10 protein-coding genes are annotated in these 21,947 nt (G+C 70.2%); 3 read left to right on the top strand and 7 right to left on the bottom strand.

The window, feature by feature from the left end:
* Positions 1–103 precede the first annotated feature (103 nt).
* Positions 104–697, top strand: coding sequence for a hypothetical protein (locus GTY96_RS09170; protein ID WP_161664497.1), 594 nt, complete (start codon positions 104–106; stop codon positions 695–697).
* 31 nt (positions 698–728) lie between these two features.
* Here the strand turns inward: GTY96_RS09170 and GTY96_RS09165 are convergent, their stop codons facing one another.
* Positions 729–1,424: an expansin EXLX1 family cellulose-binding protein gene (locus GTY96_RS09165; RefSeq protein ID WP_186001861.1), complete on the bottom strand. Its 696-nt coding sequence runs from the start codon at positions 1,422–1,424 to the stop codon at positions 729–731.
* 122 nt (positions 1,425–1,546) lie between these two features.
* Here GTY96_RS09165 and GTY96_RS09160 point away from each other — a divergent pair, with 122 nt between their 5' ends.
* Entirely contained in the window at positions 1,547–2,149 is a 603-nt protein-coding gene (locus tag GTY96_RS09160; RefSeq protein WP_143900609.1) for a hypothetical protein, read from the top strand.
* A gap of 94 nt (positions 2,150–2,243) precedes the next feature.
* Here GTY96_RS09160 and GTY96_RS09155 read toward each other — a convergent pair whose 3' ends face one another.
* Positions 2,244–4,064, bottom strand: coding sequence for a vWA domain-containing protein (locus tag GTY96_RS09155; protein WP_161664496.1), 1,821 nt, complete (start codon positions 4,062–4,064; stop codon positions 2,244–2,246).
* Between the two features lie 140 nt (positions 4,065–4,204).
* On the opposite strand from GTY96_RS09155, the gene GTY96_RS09150 reads away from it, so the two are divergent.
* Entirely contained in the window at positions 4,205–4,693 is a 489-nt protein-coding gene (locus GTY96_RS09150) for a VOC family protein (RefSeq protein WP_161664495.1), read from the top strand.
* Here the strand turns inward: GTY96_RS09150 and GTY96_RS09145 are convergent.
* From GTY96_RS09145 to GTY96_RS09125, 5 genes are all read right to left on the bottom strand, one after another.
* Positions 4,653–5,777: a heparan-alpha-glucosaminide N-acetyltransferase domain-containing protein gene (locus GTY96_RS09145; protein WP_161664494.1), complete on the bottom strand. Its 1,125-nt coding sequence runs from the start codon at positions 5,775–5,777 to the stop codon at positions 4,653–4,655. The genes GTY96_RS09150 and GTY96_RS09145 overlap by 41 nt on opposite strands.
* Before the next feature lie 67 nt (positions 5,778–5,844).
* Complete coding sequence (locus tag GTY96_RS09140; protein WP_161664493.1) at positions 5,845–7,683, bottom strand: hypothetical protein; 1,839 nt, start codon at positions 7,681–7,683, stop codon at positions 5,845–5,847.
* 130 nt (positions 7,684–7,813) lie between these two features.
* The gene (locus tag GTY96_RS09135; protein ID WP_161664492.1) at positions 7,814–19,927 is read right to left on the bottom strand and encodes a non-ribosomal peptide synthetase; all 12,114 of its coding nucleotides are present in this window, start codon (positions 19,925–19,927) and stop codon (positions 7,814–7,816) included.
* Positions 19,928–20,121: 194 nt separating this feature from the next.
* The gene (locus GTY96_RS09130; RefSeq protein ID WP_235685495.1) at positions 20,122–20,667 is read right to left on the bottom strand and encodes a DUF3105 domain-containing protein; all 546 of its coding nucleotides are present in this window, start codon (positions 20,665–20,667) and stop codon (positions 20,122–20,124) included.
* Between the two features lie 31 nt (positions 20,668–20,698).
* Positions 20,699–21,787: a hypothetical protein gene (locus GTY96_RS09125; protein ID WP_161664490.1), complete on the bottom strand. Its 1,089-nt coding sequence runs from the start codon at positions 21,785–21,787 to the stop codon at positions 20,699–20,701.
* Positions 21,788–21,947: the final 160 nt, after the last annotated feature.

The raw sequence follows: 21,947 nt of genomic DNA, 5'->3' as shown, positions 1-21,947 counted from the left end.
CCCTCCGGCAGCCAGGCTCCGATGTTGTGTGTGATTTCTTTCGACGTCTGGCGTTTGCCTTTATGGAGTGCGGCGCGGTTCCCCCAACCCCGGAGTCAATGTCATGCATGTCTTCAAGTCCGTTGTTTCCCTTTGCGCGGTTGTCGGTCTCACGGCGTGCGGCGGCATGGAGGAGCAGGAGGGTGGCCTCGCCACGCAGGAGTCGGCGCTGGCGACCTCCCAGGGCTGCACCTTCTCCGTGTCGTCCTCGGCGCGGCCTGGAACCACGCCCCCCATCTACGATGTGAAGGTCACGCGCGCCGCGAGCGACACCTGCGCCTGGGGCGCCGACGGCGTCGTGGTCGGCTCCTCCACGGCGACCGTCCCCACGCTCTCCCTGGTGGCCAACGACCTGGGCGTGGCCGTGAGCTACACGTCGAAGTCGAGCGTCAGCGGCAGCGCGCCCCAGACCCTGGGTCTCGTGCACCTGGCTCCGGACACGCTGGACACCGTGCGCAGCGCGGGCCTGGCGGTCTACCTGGGCCGGGGCTCCATCTACTCGGGCAGCCTGTCCATCGCGTCGGACGGGACCACGCTGAGCGTCTCCGGCACCAAGAACGGCACCATCTACGGGCAGACGGGCACCGGTAACACCTACGTGGCCACCTACCCGGACTTCTTCACCAGCACCACGGCCCCGTCCATCATGACGTTCTAGCGCCGCGACGGACGGGGCGGGTGGGGCGCGCCTACTTCTGGGGCGCGAACTGCTCCGCCCCGTCCACCGTCTTGTTGTCCAGCACCTTCTCCAGGGAGTCGGTGAGCTGCTGGCCGTCGCTGGCGGTGACGCGCAGCTGGAAGCGGCCCTCGCCCACGCCGTCCGTGGTGACGAAGTAGTTGTAGCTCTCGCGCTTCAGCGCCCTCCAGTCGCCCTCGCGCTTCCACTCCAGCTTCTGGATGGGCAGCCGGTGGTTGCGCACCTGGATGGCCGTCCAATAGGGATTGCTGCCGTCCTTGAAGTGGTACTGCACCGGACCGGACACGTCGCAGGACACCGGCGTCCAGGTGATGTCCACCCGGCCGTCCTTCACCTCCGCCACCTTCGCGAAGGCCTCGCGGGACAGGTCCAGGTGGCCCCGGTCGCAGTCCGGGCACTGGTCCACGATGCGCACGCGCACGCTGCCCTTGGGCCCGACGATGTCCACGCACTCGCCGCAGACGGCGCTGTTGTCGTACTGCTCCCGGTTCATCGCGGCCACCATCAGGTCGCCGCCCGGTTCGAAGCCGCAGTTGCCGCCCCCAGTGGCGCCGTAATAGGTCGCAATCCCTTTCTGCTCGGAGCCCAGCGACACGCCTCCTCCGGAAGCGGAGTCACCGCAGCCTCCGGCGGCGAGCAAGGCCAGGGTCAAAAACACCGGGGAACTCCACGAAGCGGGTCGGTTCATACCGCGCAGCATACACGCGCCGCCGCGCGTCAAGGCCAGACAGGACGAGGTGTCTTGGTTCTGTCAGAGGGGCTTGTTAGCGTCCGGGCGTTCCCCCTCCACACAAAAGGAAAGGTATTCCCATGCTCAACAAGTTGACGTCCGTCGTGTGTCTGGGTTCGGCCCTGGTGGTCTCCGCCTGCGGAGGCCCCGAGGCGCAGGATGGCGATGGATTCGCGCAGCAGGGCGCTCGGCTGACGACGGCGACGTCGCAGGACTGTGACTACTCGGTGTCCACCGTCCAGACGACCACCTCGCCGCCGCAGTACGACGTCGTGGTGACCCGCACGGGGGGCGTGAACTGCACCCTGCCGACGGGGGTGTCGCAGACGATCCAGAACGTGCCGCTGAGCGCGCCGGGCCCTGTGTCCATCGTCGGTTCGGACCTGGGGCTCGCGGTGGGCTTCGTGATGCGCAACGGCTTCAGCGGCTCCGCGGCGTACATCTTCGCCCTGCGCCACGTGAACCCGACGACGCTCGCGACCGCGCGCAACGCGGACATCTACTGCGACTACATGACCGGCAACATCTCCACGGGCACCGTCAGCATCGGCGCCGCTGGCACGGCGGTGAGTGTGTTCGGCACCAAGACGGGGAAGATCAACGGTCAGTCGGGGAACTACTACTCGGCGTCGTTCGCGAACTTCTTCACCAGCACGACGGCCCCCACCATCACCGTGTTCTGAAGCACCTGAAAAAAGCCCCGCCCGCCACCGGCTCGTTCCGGTGGCGGGCGGGGCCCCCCTGGTTGCGCGAATCCCGGTGTGTCGTGCCTGGGGCTCAGCGGCCGCTGGCCGACGCGGTCGTCAGGGCGCGGGCCTGTCCGACGAGGCGGACGAACTCGGTGCGGTCCGCGTCTCCGCCCGCGGCGCCCTCCGCCAGCTTCTGCGTGGTGGCCAGGCTCCAGCCCTCCGCGGAGGGCGCGGCGCGGAGGATGTCCGCGGTGGCGGCCACGGCCACGGCGAAGCGGAAGTCGGACGTCGCGGCCTCCAGGGTCGGCTTCACGTTGGCGCGGGTGAGCGGGAAGGCCTGCTCCTTCGCCTCGGTGCCGTTGGGGGCCTTGGCGCGGATGCGCACGGTGGCCAGGTCCTGCGCCTCGCCCGTCAGCTCCACCTCGTACAGCGCCGTCACGGTGTGGCCCGCGCCAATCTCGCCCGCGTCCACCTTGTCGTCGCGGAAGTCCTTGTCCGCGATGTCCCGGTTCTCGTAGCCCATCAGGCGGTAGCGGGTGACGGCCTTGGGGTTGAACTCCACCTGGAACTTCACGTCCTTCGCGATGACCTCCAGCGTGCCGGTGAGCTGCGTCTCGAAGACCTTGCGCGCTTCCTTCACGCTGTCCACGTAGAAGCTGTTGCCGTTGCCCTTGTCGGCCAGCTGCTCCATCAGCGAGTCGTGGTAGTTGCCCATGCCGAAGCCCACGGTGGTGAGCGTGACGCCTTCGGCCACGTACTTCTGCACGCTGGCCAGCATGTCCTTCGCGCTCAGGTTGGGGCCGATGTTGGCGTCGCCGTCCGTGAGCACCACCACGCGGGACACCACCCCGCCGGCGGCCTTCTTCACCGCGTGCCTGTAGGCCATCTCCATTCCGGAGCCCATGGCCGTGCCGCCGCCCGCGGCCAGCGTGTCCAGCGCGGCGTGGATCTTCTTCACGTCCGTGGCGGGCGTGGGCGGGAGCACGTCCCGCGTGGAGCCCGCGTAGGTGACCAGCGCCACGGTGTCGTTCTCATTGAGGTTCTTCACCGCGATCTTGATGGACTCCAGCGCCAGGGGCAGCTTGTCCGGCGAGGACATGGAGCCGCTGGTGTCCACCAGGAACACCAGGTGCGCGGGCTTGCGCTCCGAGCGGGAGACGACCTTGCCCTGGACGCCCACGCGCAAGAAGTGGCGGCGCGCGTTGAAGGGCGAGGGCGCACCCTCCAGGTGCACCGTGAAGGCGCCTTCCTCCGGCGGGGCGTAGCGGTACTTGAAGTAGTTGACGAACTCCTCCACGCGGACCGCGTGGGTGGGGGGCAGCTGGCCCTGCTGCAGGTAGCGCCGCGCCATGGAGTAGGAGGCCGTGTCCACGTCCGCCGCGAAGGTGGACAGCGCGTCCTTCGTCGTCTCGGTGAAGGCGTTGGGCTTGTAGGCCTCGAAGGTGTTGCCGCCTTCGGCCACGTTCTTGTCGTCGCCGGTGTCCGGCTTCATCTTCTCCCGAGGCTGCGTCGGAGCAGGCGCGACCGCGCCCAGGGTGCTGGCCCTCAGCTCCTCATCCGCGACCTTCTTCGGCGAGGCGCGCTGGACCGGCTCCGCCGCGACCCTGGACGTGGGGGACGCGGGAGGCGGGGCGGCCTTGCCCGCCGCGGAGGGGGCCTCCTTCGACGGGGCACGCGCGACCATGTCCCCGTCCGCCAGGGACTCCTGGGCCAGGTGCTGCCGGCCCGCGGGCGCGTCCTTGGGGCTGGGCTCGGTGCGGGCGACGGCCTGCGGCCTGAGCTGGCTGTCGGCGGCGCCGAGGCCCGACTCCGGCGGGGCGCGCGACGTGGAGCAAGCGCCCACGAGTCCGGCGCAGAGGAGGGCACCACTGACGAGCGACACGCGGCGCTTCGAGAAGAACGGGGACATTCAGGCTCCAGGGCGGAGAGTGGGAGGCGTGGTCCTGGAAACGGGTGACCTCTGGAATGGGTTTATCCGGTGAATTTTTCCCCCGTCCGGACGTGGCCTCCGCTTGCGCGGGCGGACCCCATTTGCGACGGTCCCCCGCCATGGAGACGACACGGCCGTTCCGGATTCTGGGCATCCAGCAGATCGCCATTGGGGGGCTCGACAAGGGCGCCCTGCGCAAGCTGTGGGTGGACACGCTGGGCCTCCAGGCCCATGGCACCTATCGCAGCGAGCGCGAGAACGTGGACGAGGACATCGTCGTGGCGGGGGCGGGCCCCTTCAAGGTGGAGGTGGACCTGATGCAGCCCGTCAATCCCGACGGGCGTCCGAAGGTGCATGACCCGGCGCTCAACCACGTGGGGCTGTGGGTGGACGACCTGGCGAAGGCCGTGCAGTGGCTGGAGGGGCAGGGGATGCGCTTCACGCCCGGAGGCATCCGCAAGGGCGCGGCGGGCTTCGACGTGTGCTTCATCCACCCGAAGGCCAGCGATCAGTTCCCGCTGAGCGGCGAGGGCGTGCTCATCGAACTGGTGCAGGCCCCGCCGGACGTCATCCGCGCCTTCGAACAGGCCGCGGCCAGCGCGCACTGAGCAACAGGTCGCGGGCGCGCGCGAGGCCTGTCTTGAGCGCGCGCTCCGCGGGATCCACCGCGATGCACAGCACGAACGTGCACGCGATGAGCAGCGCGAGCAGGCCCGAGTACTTCAGCCATCCGCTGGAGTCGCCCCAGACGCGCTCGAACGAGAAGACGCCGAAGACGCGGTAGTACAGCAGCATCTCGTGGAAGAAGTACGCGGACAGCGACGCGGTGCCGAACACCTCCAGGAAGCGGCGCGCGCGTGACGGTCGTGCGTCCGGCGCCATCCGCCCCTCCACCCACAGCAGCCCGAGCAGCACCGCGCAGACCCACATGAACCGGGTGGCGGAGTTGGACGGGTTGGTGACGAAGAAGCGGTGCGGCGGGTAGAGGTCGCTGAGCACGTGGGGCATCAGCGTCCCCACGAATCCCAGCGCGATGAGGAGGCCCAACACCCGGGCCAGTCCCTTGCGGCCCCACGCTCCCGCGACGCAGCCGCAGCAGGCGCCCAGCCACGCGAAGCCGATCCACGGGACCAGCGGGAAGGGGGCCCAGGTGGACTTGCGCAGGAACGAAGCCCAGGGCTCGCCCGCGCTGTCGCTGAAGGGCGCGAGCGCGAAGGCCCCCAGGGCCAGCAGGAACGCCGCGCCCGCGAGGACGCTCGGCCTCGAGGCCAGCAGCGCCGCCAGGGGCAGGGTGAGCAGCAGGCACAGGCCCACGCAGTGGAGGATGTCCAGGCGCAGGAGCCACACGGGCTCGGTGCGGATGGGGAACCACACCGTGTTGACGAGCGCCGCGACCGCGAACACCTCCGCGATGCGGCGCAGGTTGCGGCCCGCGCGGTCGGCCAGCATCCCCGCGGCGGCGCTGCGCACCATCAGGAGCGACAGCGCGAACCCGGCGGAGAAGATGAACGCGGGGGCCACCAGCCCGTCGAGCTTGAGCAGCCAGCCCGTCCACACGCTCTTGCGAAGCTCGGGAGTGAGCAGCACGAGCGAGTGGCACTGGATCATCACGATGACGGAGAGGCCGCGCAGCCAGTCGATGGCGCGCACGCGCTCGCGGGAGACAGGGATCGCGGAGGACAGGGGGCTCACGGCCGCGCAACCCTATGCCGGTCCCTCGGGTGCATGCACGCACCCGAGGAACCACAAACTCCTTGGACTACCAGCTAACGGCGTCGAGGTAGGCCGTTCCCGTCCAGCCACCACTCGCCTGGAACTCCACGCCCAATTGGTACAGCGGTTGGGTCGAGCCAGAGGGCAGCTTCACGGTGATGGTGTTCCAGGCGCCGGACTTGAGGCTGCTGGCGGCGACCCAGTTGCCCGTCCAGCGCCAGTCCGCGGCCGCGCCTTCCAGGGCGTAGGGCTGGACGCCGGTGAGCTTGCTGCCGGTGGGCAGCCACAGTCGGAACGTCACCGTCGTGCCGGAGGGCACGGCCGCGTTGGCGACCGCGACCGTGCCCTTGCCGGACGTGCCGTTGAAGGGCACGGCCAGCGACCGGGTCCCCGCGAAGGCTTGTGACGCGCTGGTGCTGACGGACGACAGGACGGCTCCGCTCGCGGCCCAGCCCTGGGTGCTGGATTCGAAGCCGTACTTCGACGGATCCGCTGGCGTGCCCGCATCGGAGGTGCCGCTGCCTCCGTCGGTGCCCGCATCCGGCCGCGTGCCGCCGTCCACGCCTCCGTCGGTGCCCGCGTCGACCGGCGGAGTACCGGCGTCGCCGGTGCCGCCGTCTGAAGAGCCCTCCCCGCCCGAAGGAGGAAGGGTGGTCCCTGCCGCGGGCAGGCGCAGGCCGCCTGCGTTGAGGAACGTGCCCGCGCGCTGCTTCAGGTAGGGCTGCCCGTCGGTGGCGAGGTCGTTCTGGTAGGAGCTCTGCCCGCCCGCGCCCGCGCCGTACAACAGGGCGACGACGCCCACGTTGGCGAACTTGCGCCGGTGGGTGTCACCGCTCGCGCCGAAGAAGTATTCGGTGCGGTTGTCTTTGTATCCCTGGCGCGGCCCGCCGCTGTTGTTGATGTTGAGGTGATGGGAGTTGCCCAGGGGGATCTGCCACAGCACCCAGCGCTTGCCGGTGGTCTGGTTGAAGAGGCGCAGCCACTCCGCATAGCGGTTGTAGGAGCGCGACGTGAGTGACGCCGTGTCGCTCATGTCCCACGAATGATCCGCGCCCTGCGTGAGGCGATAGAAGTCCGCGTCGCGGTCCAGCGGGTCGCCCACGAGCACGTCGTAGGTGGCGCCCGTGCTGTTGGCGGCGAGGCCCAACGGGTTGACGAAGGCGGCGACCTTGTCCACCTCCGGCTGGAGCGGATCCGTGAGCGAGTTGAAGGCGATGTCCTTGCCGCTGGCCCAGGCGGAGATGTGGAGGCCCAGCACGACGTTGTTCGCGCCCACTGCCTTGCGCAGCTGGAGGAACGCCAGACTCCAGCCCGCGACGGTGTTGGGCAGGCCCGTGAGCTCCGGCATGCCGGAGGAGGCGATGGCCGCGGCGGCGTTGGGGTTGGCGTTCGTCTGGGACTGGAGGAGGCCAACCACGTCCGGCTCGACGTGCACGATGACGGGGCCGCCAAAGGCCTTCGCGCGTTGGAGCAGCAGCTTCACGTCCTCGAAGTAGCTCCGCATGGTGCTGGCGTTCCGCAGCTTCGCCAACGTCTCCTGCTCGCCGCCGCCCGGCTCACCGAACAGCTGGTAGTACGTGACGACGGGGACGAAGCCCTGCGCCTGGGTCTCGGTGAAGAAGCCAGCGGCCCAGCTTCCATCGTGGGCGCCGTAGCCCCAGTTGTCCGCCCAGCCCTTGGTGAAGTAGCGATAGCGCGCGTCCCACGGGACGTTGCTGTCGCGCATCCAGCTCTGGCCGGCCTCTTCGAAGAGGCCCACCATGAAGCGGTCCTGGAAGGCCGGGGGAACGGGGCCCTGCACACCGGTTGCGGCCTGGGCGGACAACGCCCCAAGACACGTCAGCGTCAGCAGCGCCGAGAAGGCATGTCGAATGGTGTTGGTCATGGAAGCGCTAGTACGCTCCGCCCCTCTCTTCCCTTCCGCTTCGCTCGCGAGTGCCTCCTGTCCGCCCGCTCACCGGCCATGAGCGCGTCCGCCGGCTCACCCACCCGGCGGACGTCGCTTCAGGCTCCGGTCATGCGGCCGAACTCGGGCTCGCGGACGCGGCGTCCTCGATGCGGCGCATGCACGCAATCAGATGCCGCGCCATGGTGTCGACCTGGGGCGGTTCGATCATCGTCTGGTGGTTGCCGGGCACCGGGAGCACTTCCAGTCCATGCAGCACGAGCTGCTGCCAGGGCTGCTCGGGATGCAGCGGGTGCGGTGGCACGTGAACCTGGGCCTTGAGATACGTGGCCCGTCCTTCGTAGGGGACGGGCGCGTAGGTGAAGAGGGCCCGCATGTGCGACTTCCAGACGTCCAGGAAGATCTCCAGGTCGCGGAGTGAGTAGGTGTCCGGCACGGTCGCGCCCTCGCGGGCCTGACGCAGCACCTCCTTCATCTGCTCATGCGGCGGCAGCGAACGCAGGTGCTGGGCGAGCGTCGGCGTGTCTTCTCCGAACATGGCCGCGAGCAGCGCGGCGTCGTCCTCGAAGCGGGTGGGCATCTGGCCGGGGCCGGGGGTGTCCAGGAAGACGAGCAGGTCCGGGGGCATGCCCAGGTCACGCAGACGCTGGGCCATCTCGTAGACGATGGTGCCGCCCATGGAGAGGCCCACGAGGTAGTAGGGCCCCTGAGGCTGCCACTGGAGCATGGCGCCCAGATGGTGCGACGCGAGCGCTTCGATGCTCGCCAGCGGCGGGCACTCGCCGTTCACGCCCGGTGCCTGGAAGCCGTAGACCGTGCGGTCGGGGCCGAGCGCGCGCACCAGGTCCTGGTAGCAGAACACCGTGCCGCCCACCGGGTGCATGCACCACAGCGGCGGGAGCTCCGCGCGCCCCTGCTGGAGTCGCACGATCCCTTCAGGAAGGACCGGCCCCTGGGGACCGGCCGCATCCGGGGTGAGCTTCGCCTGGATCCACTGGGCGAGCGCCTCCACCGTCGGGCTCTGGAAGAGGACCTGGAGGGGGATCTTGAAGGGGAAGTGCTCCGACAGCTTGGACACGAGCTGCGCCGCGAGCAGCGAATGTCCGCCCAGGTCGAAGAAGCTCGCGGTGACGCTGATGGGCGTGCGCCCCAGGATCTCCGCCCACACGTCCGCCAGCAGCTGCTCCAGGGGCGTGCGAGGCATCACGCCGGGGTCGTCCAGGTCCGCGGCGTCCGACGGGCGGGGCAGTGCCCGGCGGTCCACCTTGCCGTTCGCGTTGAGCGGCATCGCGTCGAGGAGCACGAAGGAGGAAGGGACCATGTGAGAGGGCAAGAGGCCCTGGACATGGGAGCGCAGGTCGGAGGCGGAGAGGGAGTCGCGGAAGGTGACGTAGGCGGCGAGGCGCTTGTCGCCCGGAGAGTCCTCGCGGACGAGGACGAGGGCTTCGCGGACGGAGGGGTGAAGGCGGAGGACGGCTTCGATTTCACCGGGCTCGATGCGGAAGCCGCGGACCTTGACCTGGTGGTCGCGGCGCCCGACGAAGACGAAGGAGCCGTCGAGGCGCTGCCGAACGAGGTCGCCTGTGCGGTAGAGGCGGGAGCCAGGGGAGGAGGAGAAGGGGTGTGGGATGAAGGAGAGGGCGGTGAGGTCCGGTCGCTCCCAGTAGCCCCAGGCGAGGCCGTCGCCGCCGACGAAGAGCTCGCCGACGATGCCGGGCGCGACGGGGTGAAGCTGGGAGTCGAGCACGTAGGCGGTGCTGTTGGAGACAGGCCGTCCGATGGGCACCGTGTCGGTGACGGGCGCCGTGACGGGGTGCCAGGTGCTGAACGTGGTGTTCTCCGTGGGGCCATAGACGTGCAGCAACCTGCGGGGCCCCCCATGCGCGAGCAGCCGGTTGACGCAGGCCGGATCCACGGCCTCCCCGCCGAAGAGGAGCGTGGTCAGGCCATTGAAGGCCGTGGGCTCCATCCGCGCGACGTGGTTGAAGAGCGCCGTGGTGAGGAACATCGCGGTGATGCGCTCCTCGTGCAGGCCCCGCGCGAGCGTCGCGGGGTCGATGATCTCCTCCTTGGAGAACAGGACGAGCGCGGCGCCATTGAGCAGCGCGCCCCACACCTCGAAGGTCGAGGCGTCGAAGGAGACCGTCGCCGCCTGAGCCACCCGGTCCTCCGGACCGAAGGCGATGTAGTCGGCATCCATCACGAGCCGCATGACGGCCTGGTGCGGAACGCAGACGCCCTTGGGGCGCCCCGTGGAGCCGGACGTGTAGATGACGTAGGCGGGCTCGGCGGGATGGAAGCCGGTCGCGTCGTACGGCGAGCCCTCGTCAGCGGTGGACTCCAGCGCATCGACGCGAATGCAGCCGACTCCCTCCTCGGGGAACCGGGCGGAGAGGGCCGTGTCCGTGATGATCCGGTGCAGCCGCGCATCCTGGGTCATGAAGGCGAGGCGATCCGCGGGGTAGTCCGGATCCAGCGGCACGTAGGCGCCCCCCGCCTTGAGGATGGCGACGAGCGACACGATGAGGTCCACGGAGCGCGGCAGGCAGATGCCGACGCGGGGCGCATCACGCCCGACGCCCTGGGCCTTGAGGGCCCACGCGAGGCGGTTGGCGCGAGCGTCCAGCTCCGCGTAGGTGAGCACCTGGGCGCCGTGGCGCACGGCGAGGGCATCCGGACGCGCGGTCACCGTCGCTTCGAACGCTTGCACCATCGACACGTCCCATGGATAGGGCCGGGCGGTGACATTCCATTCGGACAGGACCTGCTGGCGCTCCTCCTCGAAGAGCCAGGGCAGGGCATGGACGGCGGTGTCGGGCTGGCCAAGGGCGCTCTCGAGCAGGCGCAGGAAGTGGCCGGTCATCCGCTCGATGGTGCGCGGCTCGAACAGCGCGGTCGCGTATTCGAACGTGCCGCACAGGTCCTCCGGTCCCTCGGTCAGGGCGAGCGTGAGGTCGAACTTGGAGGTGGGGGTCTGAAGCTCCATCGCCTGTACCTGGAGGCCAGGGAGCTGGGGCGGAGCGCCCGGTGTGTTCTGGAGGGCGAACATCACCTGGATCAGCGGGCCGTGACTCAGCGCGCGCTCGACGTGCAGCTCCTCGACGAGCTTTTCAAAGGGAAGCTCCTGATGCGCGTAGGCGCCCAGGGCCCGGTCGCGCACCTGTCGAAGCACTTCGCGGAAGGAGGCACCGTCGCGGAGCTGTGCGCGAAGCGGGAGCGTGTTGACGAAGAAGCCGATGAGGCCTTCCAGCTCCTCGCGGGTGCGGTTGGCGATGGGCGTGCCGACGATGAAGTCGCGCTGGCCGCTGTAGCGGGACAGCAGGAGCTGGAAGCCCGCCATCAACGTCATGAAGAGCGTGGCCCCTTCCTGGCGGCCCAGCGCCGTCAGGGACTCGCGCACGCTTCGCGGAACGGTGAAGTCATGGGTGGCGCCCGCGAACTGCTGCACGGCGGGACGGGGGCGGTCGGTCGGAAGCTCCAGCACATGGGGCGCGTCCGCGAGCTGCTGCTTCCAGAAATCGAGCTGCCGCTGGAGCACGTCCCCCTGGAGCCACTGGCGCTGCCACGCCGCGTAGTCCGCGTATTGCACGGGGAGGGGGGCGAGGCTGGAAGGGCGTCCCGCGTGACGCGCCTGATATTCGGCGGACAGCTCGCGGTACATCACGCCCAGGGACCAGCCGTCGGACACGATGTGATGCAGGTTGAGCAGCAGCACGTGGTGACGCGCGTCCTCGCGCACCAGCAGCGCGCGGAACAGGGGGCCTTCCGCGAGGTCGAAGGGCGTGACGGCCTCCTGGCGCAACAGGGCCTCGGCCGCGTCGCGCGAGAGGGCTTCGACTCGACGCAGGGACACCGGCAGCCGGGGCACGACGTGCTGCACGGGAACCCCTTCCCCCGGGAACACGGTGCGCAGGGATTCGTGCCGGTCCACGAGCGCCTGGAGGGACTGCTCCAGGATCTCCACCTCCAGCGTGCCTTCCAGCCGCAGGGCCATGGGCATGTTGTAGGCGGCGCGATCCGCGTGGAACTGATTCAGGAACCAGAGCCGCTCCTGTGCGAATGACAGCGGCGGCGGGCCTTCACGGCGAAGGGCCTGGAGCGCGGGGGCGGCGGGGAGGGACGTGTCCTGGGTCCGTGCCTCCAGGGCCGCCGCCAGGGTCTCGATGGTGGGGAACTCGAAGAGGGTCCGCACGGGGACGGGGACGCCCAGCACCTGCGAGATCCGGGAGACGATCTGCGTGGCCAGCAGCGAGTGCCCGCCCAGGTCGAAGAAGTTCGCGTCGACGCGGACATGCGCGAGGTTCAGCACCGCGCACCAGATGGCGCTCAACACCTGCTCCAGCGCGGTCAGCGTCCTCGACGGCCGTTCATCCTCGGCCACCGGACGTGGCAGGGCGTGACGGTCCACCTTCCCATTGGGCGTCATCGGCAGTGCGTCGAGGAGCACGAAGGAGGAGGGGACCATGTGAGAGGGCAGGAGGCCCTGGACATGGGAGCGCAGGTCGGAGGCGGAGAGGGAGTCGCGGAAGGTGACGTAGGCGGCGAGGCGCTTGTCGCCCGGAGAGTCCTCGCGGACGAGGACGAGGGCTTCGCGGACGGAGGGGTGAAGGCGGAGGACGGCTTCGATTTCACCGGGCTCGATGCGGAAGCCGCGGACCTTGACCTGGTGGTCGCGGCGCCCGACGAAGACGAAGGAGCCGTCGAGGCGCTGCCGAACGAGGTCGCCTGTGCGGTAGAGGCGGGAGCCAGGGGAGGAGGAGAAGGGGTGTGGGATGAAGGAGAGGGCGGTGAGGTCCGGTCGCTCCCAGTAGCCCCAGGCGAGGCCGTCGCCGCCGACGAAGAGCTCGCCGACGATGCCGGGCGCGACGGGGTGAAGCTGGGAGTCGAGCACGTAGGCGGTGCTGTTGGAGACAGGCCGTCCGATGGGCACCGCCACCGCATCGGGTTCGATCCGCGTCGGTGAGAACCACGTGCTGTACGCCGAGTTCTCCGTGGGCCCGTAGGCATGCACGAGGTGGCCGGGAGCGCTGTGGGAGAGCAGCGCGCGCACGCAGGCCGGGTCCGCGGCTTCTCCACCGAAGAGCAGCCAGCGCAGCCCCTTCAGGAGGGAGGGGTCCGTGCGCGCGACGTGATTGAGGAGCGCCGTGGTCAGGAAGAGGACCGTGATGCCCTCCTCCCGGACCCGCTTCGCGAGCACGGGCGGATCGATGACCTCTTCCTTGGATAGCAGGACCAGCGTGGCGCCGTTGAGCAGCGCGCTCCACAGCTCGAACGTCGACGCGTCGAAGGCGACCGTCGAGGTCTGGGCCACGCGATCATCGGGACGAAGCTGGATGAAGTCAGGGTCGAGCACCAGACGGGCCACGCCCCGGTGCGGGATGCAGACGCCCTTGGGGCGGCCCGTGGAGCCCGACGTGTAGATGATGTGCGCCAGGTCATCGCCGGTGCCTTCGTCCGGCGGTGCGTGCCGGCCATGGTCCTCCAGCTCCGGAGACCGCGCATCCAGGACCGTCCATGCTCCCACGGGAACGTGAGCCGCGTGCGCCGCGTCGGTGATGACCGTGACGAGCCGCGCATCCGTGGCCATGAAGGCGAGGCGTTCGGAGGGGTAGTCCGGATCCAGCGGGACATAGGCTCCGCCCGCCTTGAGGATGGCGATGAGCGACACGATGAGGTCGATGGAGCGTGGCAGGCACACGCCCACCCGAGGCGCGTCGCGCCCGACGCCTCGGGCCTTGAGGGCCCACGCGAGCGGGTTGGCGCGAGCGTCCAGCTCCGCGTAGGTGAGGGCCTGGGCTCCGTGGCGCACGGCGATGGCGTCGGGGCGTGCCGCCACCTGCGCCTGGAAGGCCCGACCGAGGGAGGCTTCGCGCGGATAGGACCGGGCGGTCTCATTCCAGGTGAAGAGGACCTGATGCCGCTCGGCTTCGGAGAGCCAGGGCAGGGCGTTGATGGCGACGTCCGGCTGGCCGGTCGCGCCCTCGAGCAGGCGGTGAAGGTGGCGGGCCATGCGCTCGATGGTGCCCGGCTCGAACAGCGCGGTCGCGTACTCGAGGGCACATGACAGGCCGTCGTCCGTCTCCTCCAGCATCAGGCTGAGGTCGAACTTGGAGGTCTGGAGCGGTAGCTCCAGTGCCTGCACCTGGAGGCCGGAAAGTCGCGGCAGCGTCCCGGGTGCGTTCTGGAGGGCGAACATCACCTGGACCAGCGGGCCGTGACTCAGCGCGCGCTCGACGTGCAGCTCCTCGACGAGCTTTTCAAAGGGAAGCTCCTGATGCGCGTAGGCGCCCAGGGCCCGGTCGCGCACCTGTCGAAGCACTTCGCGGAACGAGGCACCGTCGCGGAGCTGTGCGCGAAGCGGGAGCGTGTTGACGAAGAAGCCGATGAGGCCTTCCAGCTCCTGGCGGGTGCGGTTGGCGATGGGGGTGCCGACGATGAAGTCGCGCTGGCCGCTGTAGCGGGACAGCAGGAGCTGGAAGCCCGCCATCAGCGCCATGAAGAGCGTGGCCCCTTCCTGGCGTGCCACGGCCTCCAGCGCCTTGCGGAGGGGCGCAGGCAAGGTGAAGCGGAAGGTCGCTCCCTCGAACCGCTGCACCGCGGGACGGGCTCGGTCCGTGGGCAGCTCCAGAACATGGGGCGCGTCGGCGATCTGCGCCTTCCAGAAGTCGAGCTGCCGCTGGAGCACGTCGCCCTGGAGCCACTGGCGCTGCCACGCCGCGTAGTCCGCGTACTGCAATGGCAGCGGGGACAGGTCTGGTTCGGTGCCCTGGAGGCGGGCGCGGTACTCCTCGGACAGCTCGCGGTACAGCACGCCCAGGGACCAACCGTCGGACACGATGTGATGCAGGTTGAGCACCAACACCGAGCACGGGCCTTCGAGCTGGAGCAGGAGCGCCCGGAACAAGGGCCCCCGTGCGATGTCGAAGGCGCGTACCGCCTCCTGGTTCAAGCGTGCCTGGACCCGTGCATCGTCCGGTCCGCTCGCGTCGAGGCTCTGGATCTCCAGCGTGAGGTTCGGCTGGCCGTCGATGTGCTGCGTGGGGCTGTCGCCGTCCGGGAACGTGGTGCGCAGGGCCTCATGCCGCAGGAGGATGGCTTCCAGGCTGGCGCGCAGCACCGGGACGTCCAGGGGACCGTCCAGGCGCAGGGCCATGGGCATGTTGTAAACGCCGGGTGCGTCATGGAGCCGGCCGAGGAACCACAGCCGCTCCTGCGCGAAGGACAGCGGCAGCGCTTCATCGCCGCGAGGCAGCACGGGGATCCGCGAGGCATCCCCCGTGTCTCCCGCCGCGAGCAGTCCTTCCACGATCCGGACGAACGCCTCCAGCCGTGGCGCTTCGAAGATCGCGCGGACGGGGAGGGCCACGCCCAGCGCATCGCGAACGCGCGACACCACCTGCGTGGCCAGCAGGGAATGGCCGCCCAGGTCGAAGAAGTGGGAGTGCGCCCCCACCTCGCGGCCTCCCAGGACGGAGGACCAGATCTCCGCCACCCGGGCCTCGAGCGGAGTCCTGGGCGCGATGAACCCCTCCGCGTCGGAGGAGGGCGCTTCAGTAGCGGGCAACGCACGCCGGTCGATCTTCCCGTTGGGCGTGAGGGGCAGCGATGCCATCACCACGAACGCGGCGGGCACCATGTGGCTCGGCAGCCGGGCCTGGAGGAAGTCGCGGAGCGCCGAGGCAAGGACGTCCGTCGCCACATAGGCGACGAGCCTGCGGTCGCCAGGGCTGTCCTCGCGCAGCAGGACCAGGGCTTCGCGGACGGCGGGGTGCTGAAGCAAGGCCGCTTCCACTTCGCCCAGTTCGATGCGGAAGCCGCGCAGCTTGACCTGATGGTCGCGGCGACCGACGTACTCCAGGACGCCATCCCGGCGCTGCCGGACCAGATCACCGGTGCGGTAGAGCCGCGCGCCGTGCGTGTCGCTGAACGGGTGGGGAACGAACTTCTCCGCGGTGAGGCCCGGACGGTCCCAGTACCCGAGCGCCAGCCCGTCGCCGCCCACGAACAGCTCGCCCACGACACCCGGCGGAACCAGCTGGAGCCGGGCATCGAGCACATAGGCCGTGCTGTTGGCGAGCGGTCCCCCGATAGGCACCGAGTCGACGCCCGCGTGCGGCACGCGATGCCACGTGCTGAATGACGTGTTCTCCGTGGGGCCGTAGCCGTTGATCAGCGCCGCGGGCCCGCCCTGCGTGAGGACCGCGTTGACGCTGGTGACGTCCGCGGCCTCGCCGCCGAAGATCATCCACGACAGGTCACGGAAGGCCTCCGGACGCGAGCGCGCCACGTGGTTGAACAGGGCCGTGGCCAGCACCATGTGCGTGATGCGCTCTTCCTGGAGCCGGACCGCCAGCACGTCCGGGTCGATGATCTCGTCCTTGGAGAACAGGACCAGCGTGGCGCCGTTGAGCAGCGCGCCCCAGATCTCCAGCGTGGAGAGGTCGAACGCGATGGTCGTGGACTGCGCCATCCGGTCGCCGGGCGCGAGCCGCATGTAGTCGGGGTTGAGCACCAGCCGCACGACGCCCTGATGCGGGATGCACACGCCCTTCGGCTGGCCCGTGGAGCCCGACGTGTAGATGACGTGCGCCAGGTCGACCGGCGCCACCGCGGCGGGCGCGGACGGGCCCGGGGTGTCCTCCCAGGGAGTGTCCATGCACACGGACGTCCAGGGGCCCGGTGGCAATCCGGCCGCGAGCGCTTCCTGCGTGACGATGGCGACCAGCCGCGCATCCCGGGCCATGAACGCGAGGCGTTCGGTGGGGTGCTCCGGATCCAGCGGCACATAGGCACCGCCTGCCTTGAGGATGGCGAGGAGCGACACGATGAGGTCGATGGAGCGCGGCAGGCAGACCCCCACCTGCGGCGTGCGCCGTCCGACCCCGAGCCCCCGCAGCTGCCGGGCCAGCCGCTCCGCCCGTGCATCCAGCTCCGCGTAGGAGAGCGCCACGGCGCCATGGCTCAAGGCGATGGCCTGGGGCCGCTGAGCCACCTGCACCGCGAAGGCGTCCACGACGGACAGGTCCGAAGGGTAGGGACGCGCCGACGCGTTCCAATCCCGCAGCACCTGTCGCCGCTCCTGCTCCGACAGGAAGACCGCATCCCCCGTGGCGCGCCCCGGCGCCTCCACGAAGCATCGCAGGACCTGGAGGTAGTGCTCCGTCAGTCGCGCGATGGTGGACGCATCGAAGAGCGCCGTGGCGTATTCGAGCGATCCGGTGAGCGTGTTCCCGGACTCCTCCAGCGCGAGGAACAGATCGAACTTGGACGTGCGCGTGTTCAGCGTCAGCGGGGTGACGGCGACGTGCGGGAGCTGGAGCTCCGACGTGGGGGCGTTCTGGAGCGCGAACAGCACCTGGATGAGCGGTGTCCGGCTTGCATCCCGTTCGACGTGGAGCGCCTCGACCAGCTTCTCGAAGGGCAGGTGCTGGTGGGCATAGGCCTCCAGCGCGCGGTCGCGCACCTGGGCCAGGAGCTGGAGGAACGAGGGTGCGCCGTCGAAGCGCGCGCGGAGGGGGAGCGTGTTGACGAAGAAGCCGATGAGGCCTTCCAGCTCCTTGCGCGTCCGGTTCGCGATGGGGGTGCCCACCACGAAGTCGCGCTGGCCGCTGTAGCGCGACAGCAGGACCTGGAAGCCCGTGAGCAGGGTCATGAACAGCGTGGCGCCTTCGCCGCGAGCCAGCTCCACCAGGGCGCCGTGGAGCCGCGAGGGGATCGTGAAGCGATGGATGTCTCCCTCGAACCGCTGCACGGCGGGACGCGGCCGGTCGGTTGGCAGCTCCAGCACCTGCGGCACGTCCGCGAGCTGGTGCTTCCAGAACTCCAGCTCCTGCTGGAGCACGTCGCCTTGGAGCCACTGGCGCTGCCACGCCGCGTAGTCCGGGTATTGGATGGGCAGCGGTTCCAGGGCCGCCGTGCTTCCCAGGGTCCGCGCCCGGTACTCCGCGGACAGCTCGCGATACAGCAGCCCGAACGACCAGCCGTCGGAGACGATGTGGTGCAGGTTGAGCACCAGGACGTGGCTCGACTCCGCTTCACGCAAGAGCGACGCGCGGCACAGCGGCCCCTGAGCGAGGTCGAAGGGCCGCTCCGCCTCGCGCTGCATGCACGCGAGGGTCTCCTCCTCCGTCCGTGTCTCCGCGCGCTCCAACGTCACGGGCATCCGCGTGGCGACGCGCTGCACCGCGACGCCTTCGCCGGGGAAGGTGGTGCGCAGGGCTTCGTGCCGGTCCACGACGGCCTGGAGCGCCTGCTCCAACACGGCCGCATCCACCGGCCCCTCCAGCCGGAACGCCATCGGCAGCGAGTACAGCGCCGAGCCCGGCATCCACCGGTCCAGGAACCACAGCCGCTGCTGCGCGAAGGACAGCTGCTCCCGTGCCGCGTCGGTGCACGGAAGGAGGGGGGCCTCGGAGCGCTCCGTCACCGGCGGAGCCGCCTCCAGCGCCGCGGCGAAGTCCCGGAGGATGGGGTTCGCGAACAAGGAGCGCATGGCCACGGGGCGTTGGAGCGCATCGCGCAGCCGGCCGATGGCCTGCGTGGCCAGGAGGGACTGCCCGCCCAGCTCGAAGAAGTTCGCGGTGGCGCTGATGGCCTCCACGCGCAGCACGTCCGACCAGACCCGCGCGACGGTGCGCTCCAGCTCGGTCCCTGGCGCGACGAAGTCCTCCTCCGCCCCCGGGCAGTCGCGTGGATCCGGCAAGGCCTTGCGCTCCACCTTGCCGCTGGCGCTGAGGGGCATCGCGGACAGCACGACGATCGCCGAGGGCAGCATGTGCGCGGGCAGGTGCGCCTTCAGGTGGGCCCGCAGCGCCGGCGCCGTCAGGGGCACGGAGGCCGTGACGTACGCCACGAGCCGCCGGTCCCCGGGCACATCCTCGCGCACCAGCACGATGGCCTCCTTGACGGAGGCCTGGAGCCGCAGCGCCGCTTCAATCTCTCCCGGCTCGATGCGGAAGCCGCGCACCTTCACCTGGTTGTCGGCGCGCCCCATGAAGTCCAGCGCGCCGTCGTCGAGCCGCCGCGTGAGGTCCCCCGTGCGGTACATGCGCGCGCCCGGCTCCGTGCTGAAGGGATCCGGTAGGAACCTCTCCGCGGTGAGGTCGGGACGTTCCCAATAGCCCCACGCGACGCCGCTGCCGCCCGTGTACAGCTCGCCCACGACCCCCGTGGGAACTTCGCGGCCCGCGGCGTCCAGCACGTGGACGCTCGTGCCGGAGACGGCCTGTCCGATGGGCACGGACTCCGCGCCGAGCGGCGCGCGCAAGGTCTGGCAGGTCGTGAAGCTGGTGTTCTCGGTGGGGCCGTAGCAGTTGATGATGCGCGTCCGCGGCAGGGCCTCCAGCGCCCGGCGGGCGTGGGGGAGGGACATCGCCTCGCCGCCCGTGTAGAGCTGCCGCAGCGGCTCCGTGCCCGGCAGCCCCTGATCCACCAGCGTGTTGAACAGACCGGTGGTGAGGAACGCCGTCGTCACCTGCTCCTGGCGCAGGAAGTCGCCCAGCTCGTCCAGCGCCGCCGCACCCCGCGAGAACACCGCCAGACAGCCGCCGTTGAGCAGCGCGCCCCAGATCTCGAACGTGGACGCGTCGAAGGCCACCGGCGCCAGCTGCAACATCACCTCGTCCGGCCCCAGGTGCCCGTAGTTCGGGTCCAGCACCAGCCGCAGCACGCCCCGGTGGGTCACGCACACGCCCTTGGGCCGCCCCGTGGATCCGGACGTGAAGATGACATAAGCGAGGTCGTCCTCGACGACGTCGCACGGAGCGGTCCGGTCGCTGAAGTCCGCCAGCGCGTCCGCCTGGGTGTCCAGGCAGAGCGTTCGCCAGTCCCCCACGGGCAGCCGCGACCCCAACGCGGCGTGCGTGACGATGATCCGCACGCACGAGTTCGTGGCCATGTACGCGAGCCGCTCCGACGGGTACTCCGGATCGAGCGGCACGTAGGCGCCCCCCGCCTTGAGGATGCCCACCAGCGTCACGAGCAGGTCCACCGAGCGGGGAAGGCAGACGCCCACTTGTGGGTGCACCCGGCCCACGCCCCAGGCCTTCAGCCAGCCCGCGAGCCGGTTCGCTCGCGCATTCAACTCCGCGTACGTGAGCTGCTGCCCATCACAGCGGATGGCGATGGCCTGGGGACGAAGGGCGACCTGCGCCTCGAAGGCCTCAGCGATGCTTCGAGCGAACAGGCTGGACGACGGAAGGGGGGCGTCGACGGTGTCGGTCATGTCGACGCGCCACCCCGACGATGAGGGGGGAGTCAGTGCCGCCGCGCAGGACACGGAAGCGGATGCAACGAGGGCGGCGCGTGTCTCGGATTAAAGAGACTTTAACGCAGCGCGCGCAAGGTCGGCTGCCTCCCCACCGTCCTGGCAGGGAGGATTTCGACGTGTCTGCCTTTTATCCAGTTGTCACAGCTGTTTCATGGAGGGCAGCTCAAGCCGGGTTCGTTGGCGTCCACGTCCTGGAGCGCGAGCAGGCACGTGAGGGCCTCCGGATCCACGGAGTCCATCAGGTACGTGCGGCGCCAGAGGAGCGCGGCGAAGCGCTTGGGGAGCTGCGAGTCCGGGGTGACGAGCGCTCGGCGCACGCCGTTGCTGCCCACGGCCGCCCGGGCCTGCGCGGCCTCCAGCTTCGCGACGTCGTCAGGGCAGCCATCCGGGCAGTTGTAGAGGAACACCGCGTGCCCGTGCTCCAGGTTGTGGATCCACGAGCAGCGCGGCTGCTCCGTGTCGAAGCTGCGGCACGACAGCCACGTGGGGCAGTGCATGCCGGAGTTGGGCGGGTTCTCCCCGTTGCCGCACCCCGTGCTGCTGCATGAACTCACGTGGTTGGCCGCGCTGGAGTCGGACAGCGGGAAGGAGAAGCGCTCGCAGCCCTCGCCGCCGGGCGTGGGCGGGTCGTCGTTCGTTGGACCGCAGGCGAAGCACAGCGAGAAGAAGAGGAGGGCGGGGAGGGCGCGGAGCATCCGCCCCGTCATATCGCAACGGGCCTCCGCGTCACCCGGGCGCCACGCCGCGCCGCTCGACGTCCCGGCTGCTCAGCCCCCGGAAGCCCAGCGCGTCCATCAGGCGCAGGAACTCGCCGGGTGGCAGGCTGCCTCGTATGGCCCGCGCGAACGCATCACCCGGAGCTGCCGGGACGAGGCCCCGGAGCGGCTCGGGCAGCTCCATCTGCGCGCGGCCTCTGATCACGAAATCCACCCTGCCCGGCAGATAGCCGGTGTTGGCGGCGATGAGGGTGTGCTCTGGCAGCCGCTGCACCCAGCGCATCGCCACCAGCGAGTGCACGCGCGCCTCGGAGCTGAACAGCAGGAGCGCCTGGTGGCCCGCGAAGCGCGGTGGCGTCCTCGCGCACCGGGCCACTTCGCGTTGCACCTCCAGGCGGCAGTCGCGCAGCGCGTCCACGCCGGGCACGCGCCCCTCCGCGATGTCCGCGGCGCCGCCCGCGCGCAGCAACACCTGCATCGCCAGCGGGGCCGCGAACCGGCTCGAACGGCGGGCCGCGTTGAGCAGGGCCACCGACTCCGTGATGGCCGTGCGCTTCGCGCGTCGCAGCGCGTCCTTGAGGAATGGCATCGGCGCGTCCGCGCCCAGGGCCGCCACCGTCCCCAACACCGCCAGCCACTCGAGCGGACCGGGCACGACGAACGACGACGTCAACACGTACGTCAGCAAGCTCGTGCTCGCCACGGGCTCGTGGCCGTGCGCGGTGAGCACTCGCGCGCCGGGTGGGGCGTCGTCCGATGCGGGAGGGCCGACGATGAGCGTGGGCACTCCGGGCAGCAAGGGGTCGGCGCGGGTGCCCATGGCCAGCACGACCAGTGCCTCCACCGAGGAGGCCGCCAGCCGCTCGAGGAAGGCCGGATGGTGGATGTCCTCCCCCTTGCCCGGCAGGCGCGCGGTCGGACGGGCTCCCAGTGACTGGAGCGCTCGCAGCATCAGCACGCCGGACGTGAGCCCATCCACGTCCGTACGCGGGGCCACGAGCACGTGCCGGTCCCGGCACGCCACCAGGAACTCGCGCGCCTGCTCCAGCGCCGCCGCGGGGGCGGGCCACCGCGCATCCCGGGTGTGTCCGAGCAACATGAAGCAAAACTGTCACTGCCTGTATCAGCTCGGCAGGGTTCGCCCGTCGCGGCTGGCCGCTCCCCGGACGGCCACGGCGCGCGGACGTGGGCGGCGCGCGGTTTTCGCACTGCGTCGGGATGCACGGATGCGTCATCCCCGCTGGGCCGAGGGCGCGCGG

Source organism: Corallococcus silvisoli (genome assembly GCF_009909145.1).
Taxonomy (GTDB): Bacteria; Myxococcota; Myxococcia; order Myxococcales; family Myxococcaceae; genus Corallococcus; species Corallococcus silvisoli.
Note: the sequence above shows the minus strand (reverse complement) of the source record. Positions and strands in the feature narration are given on the sequence as shown.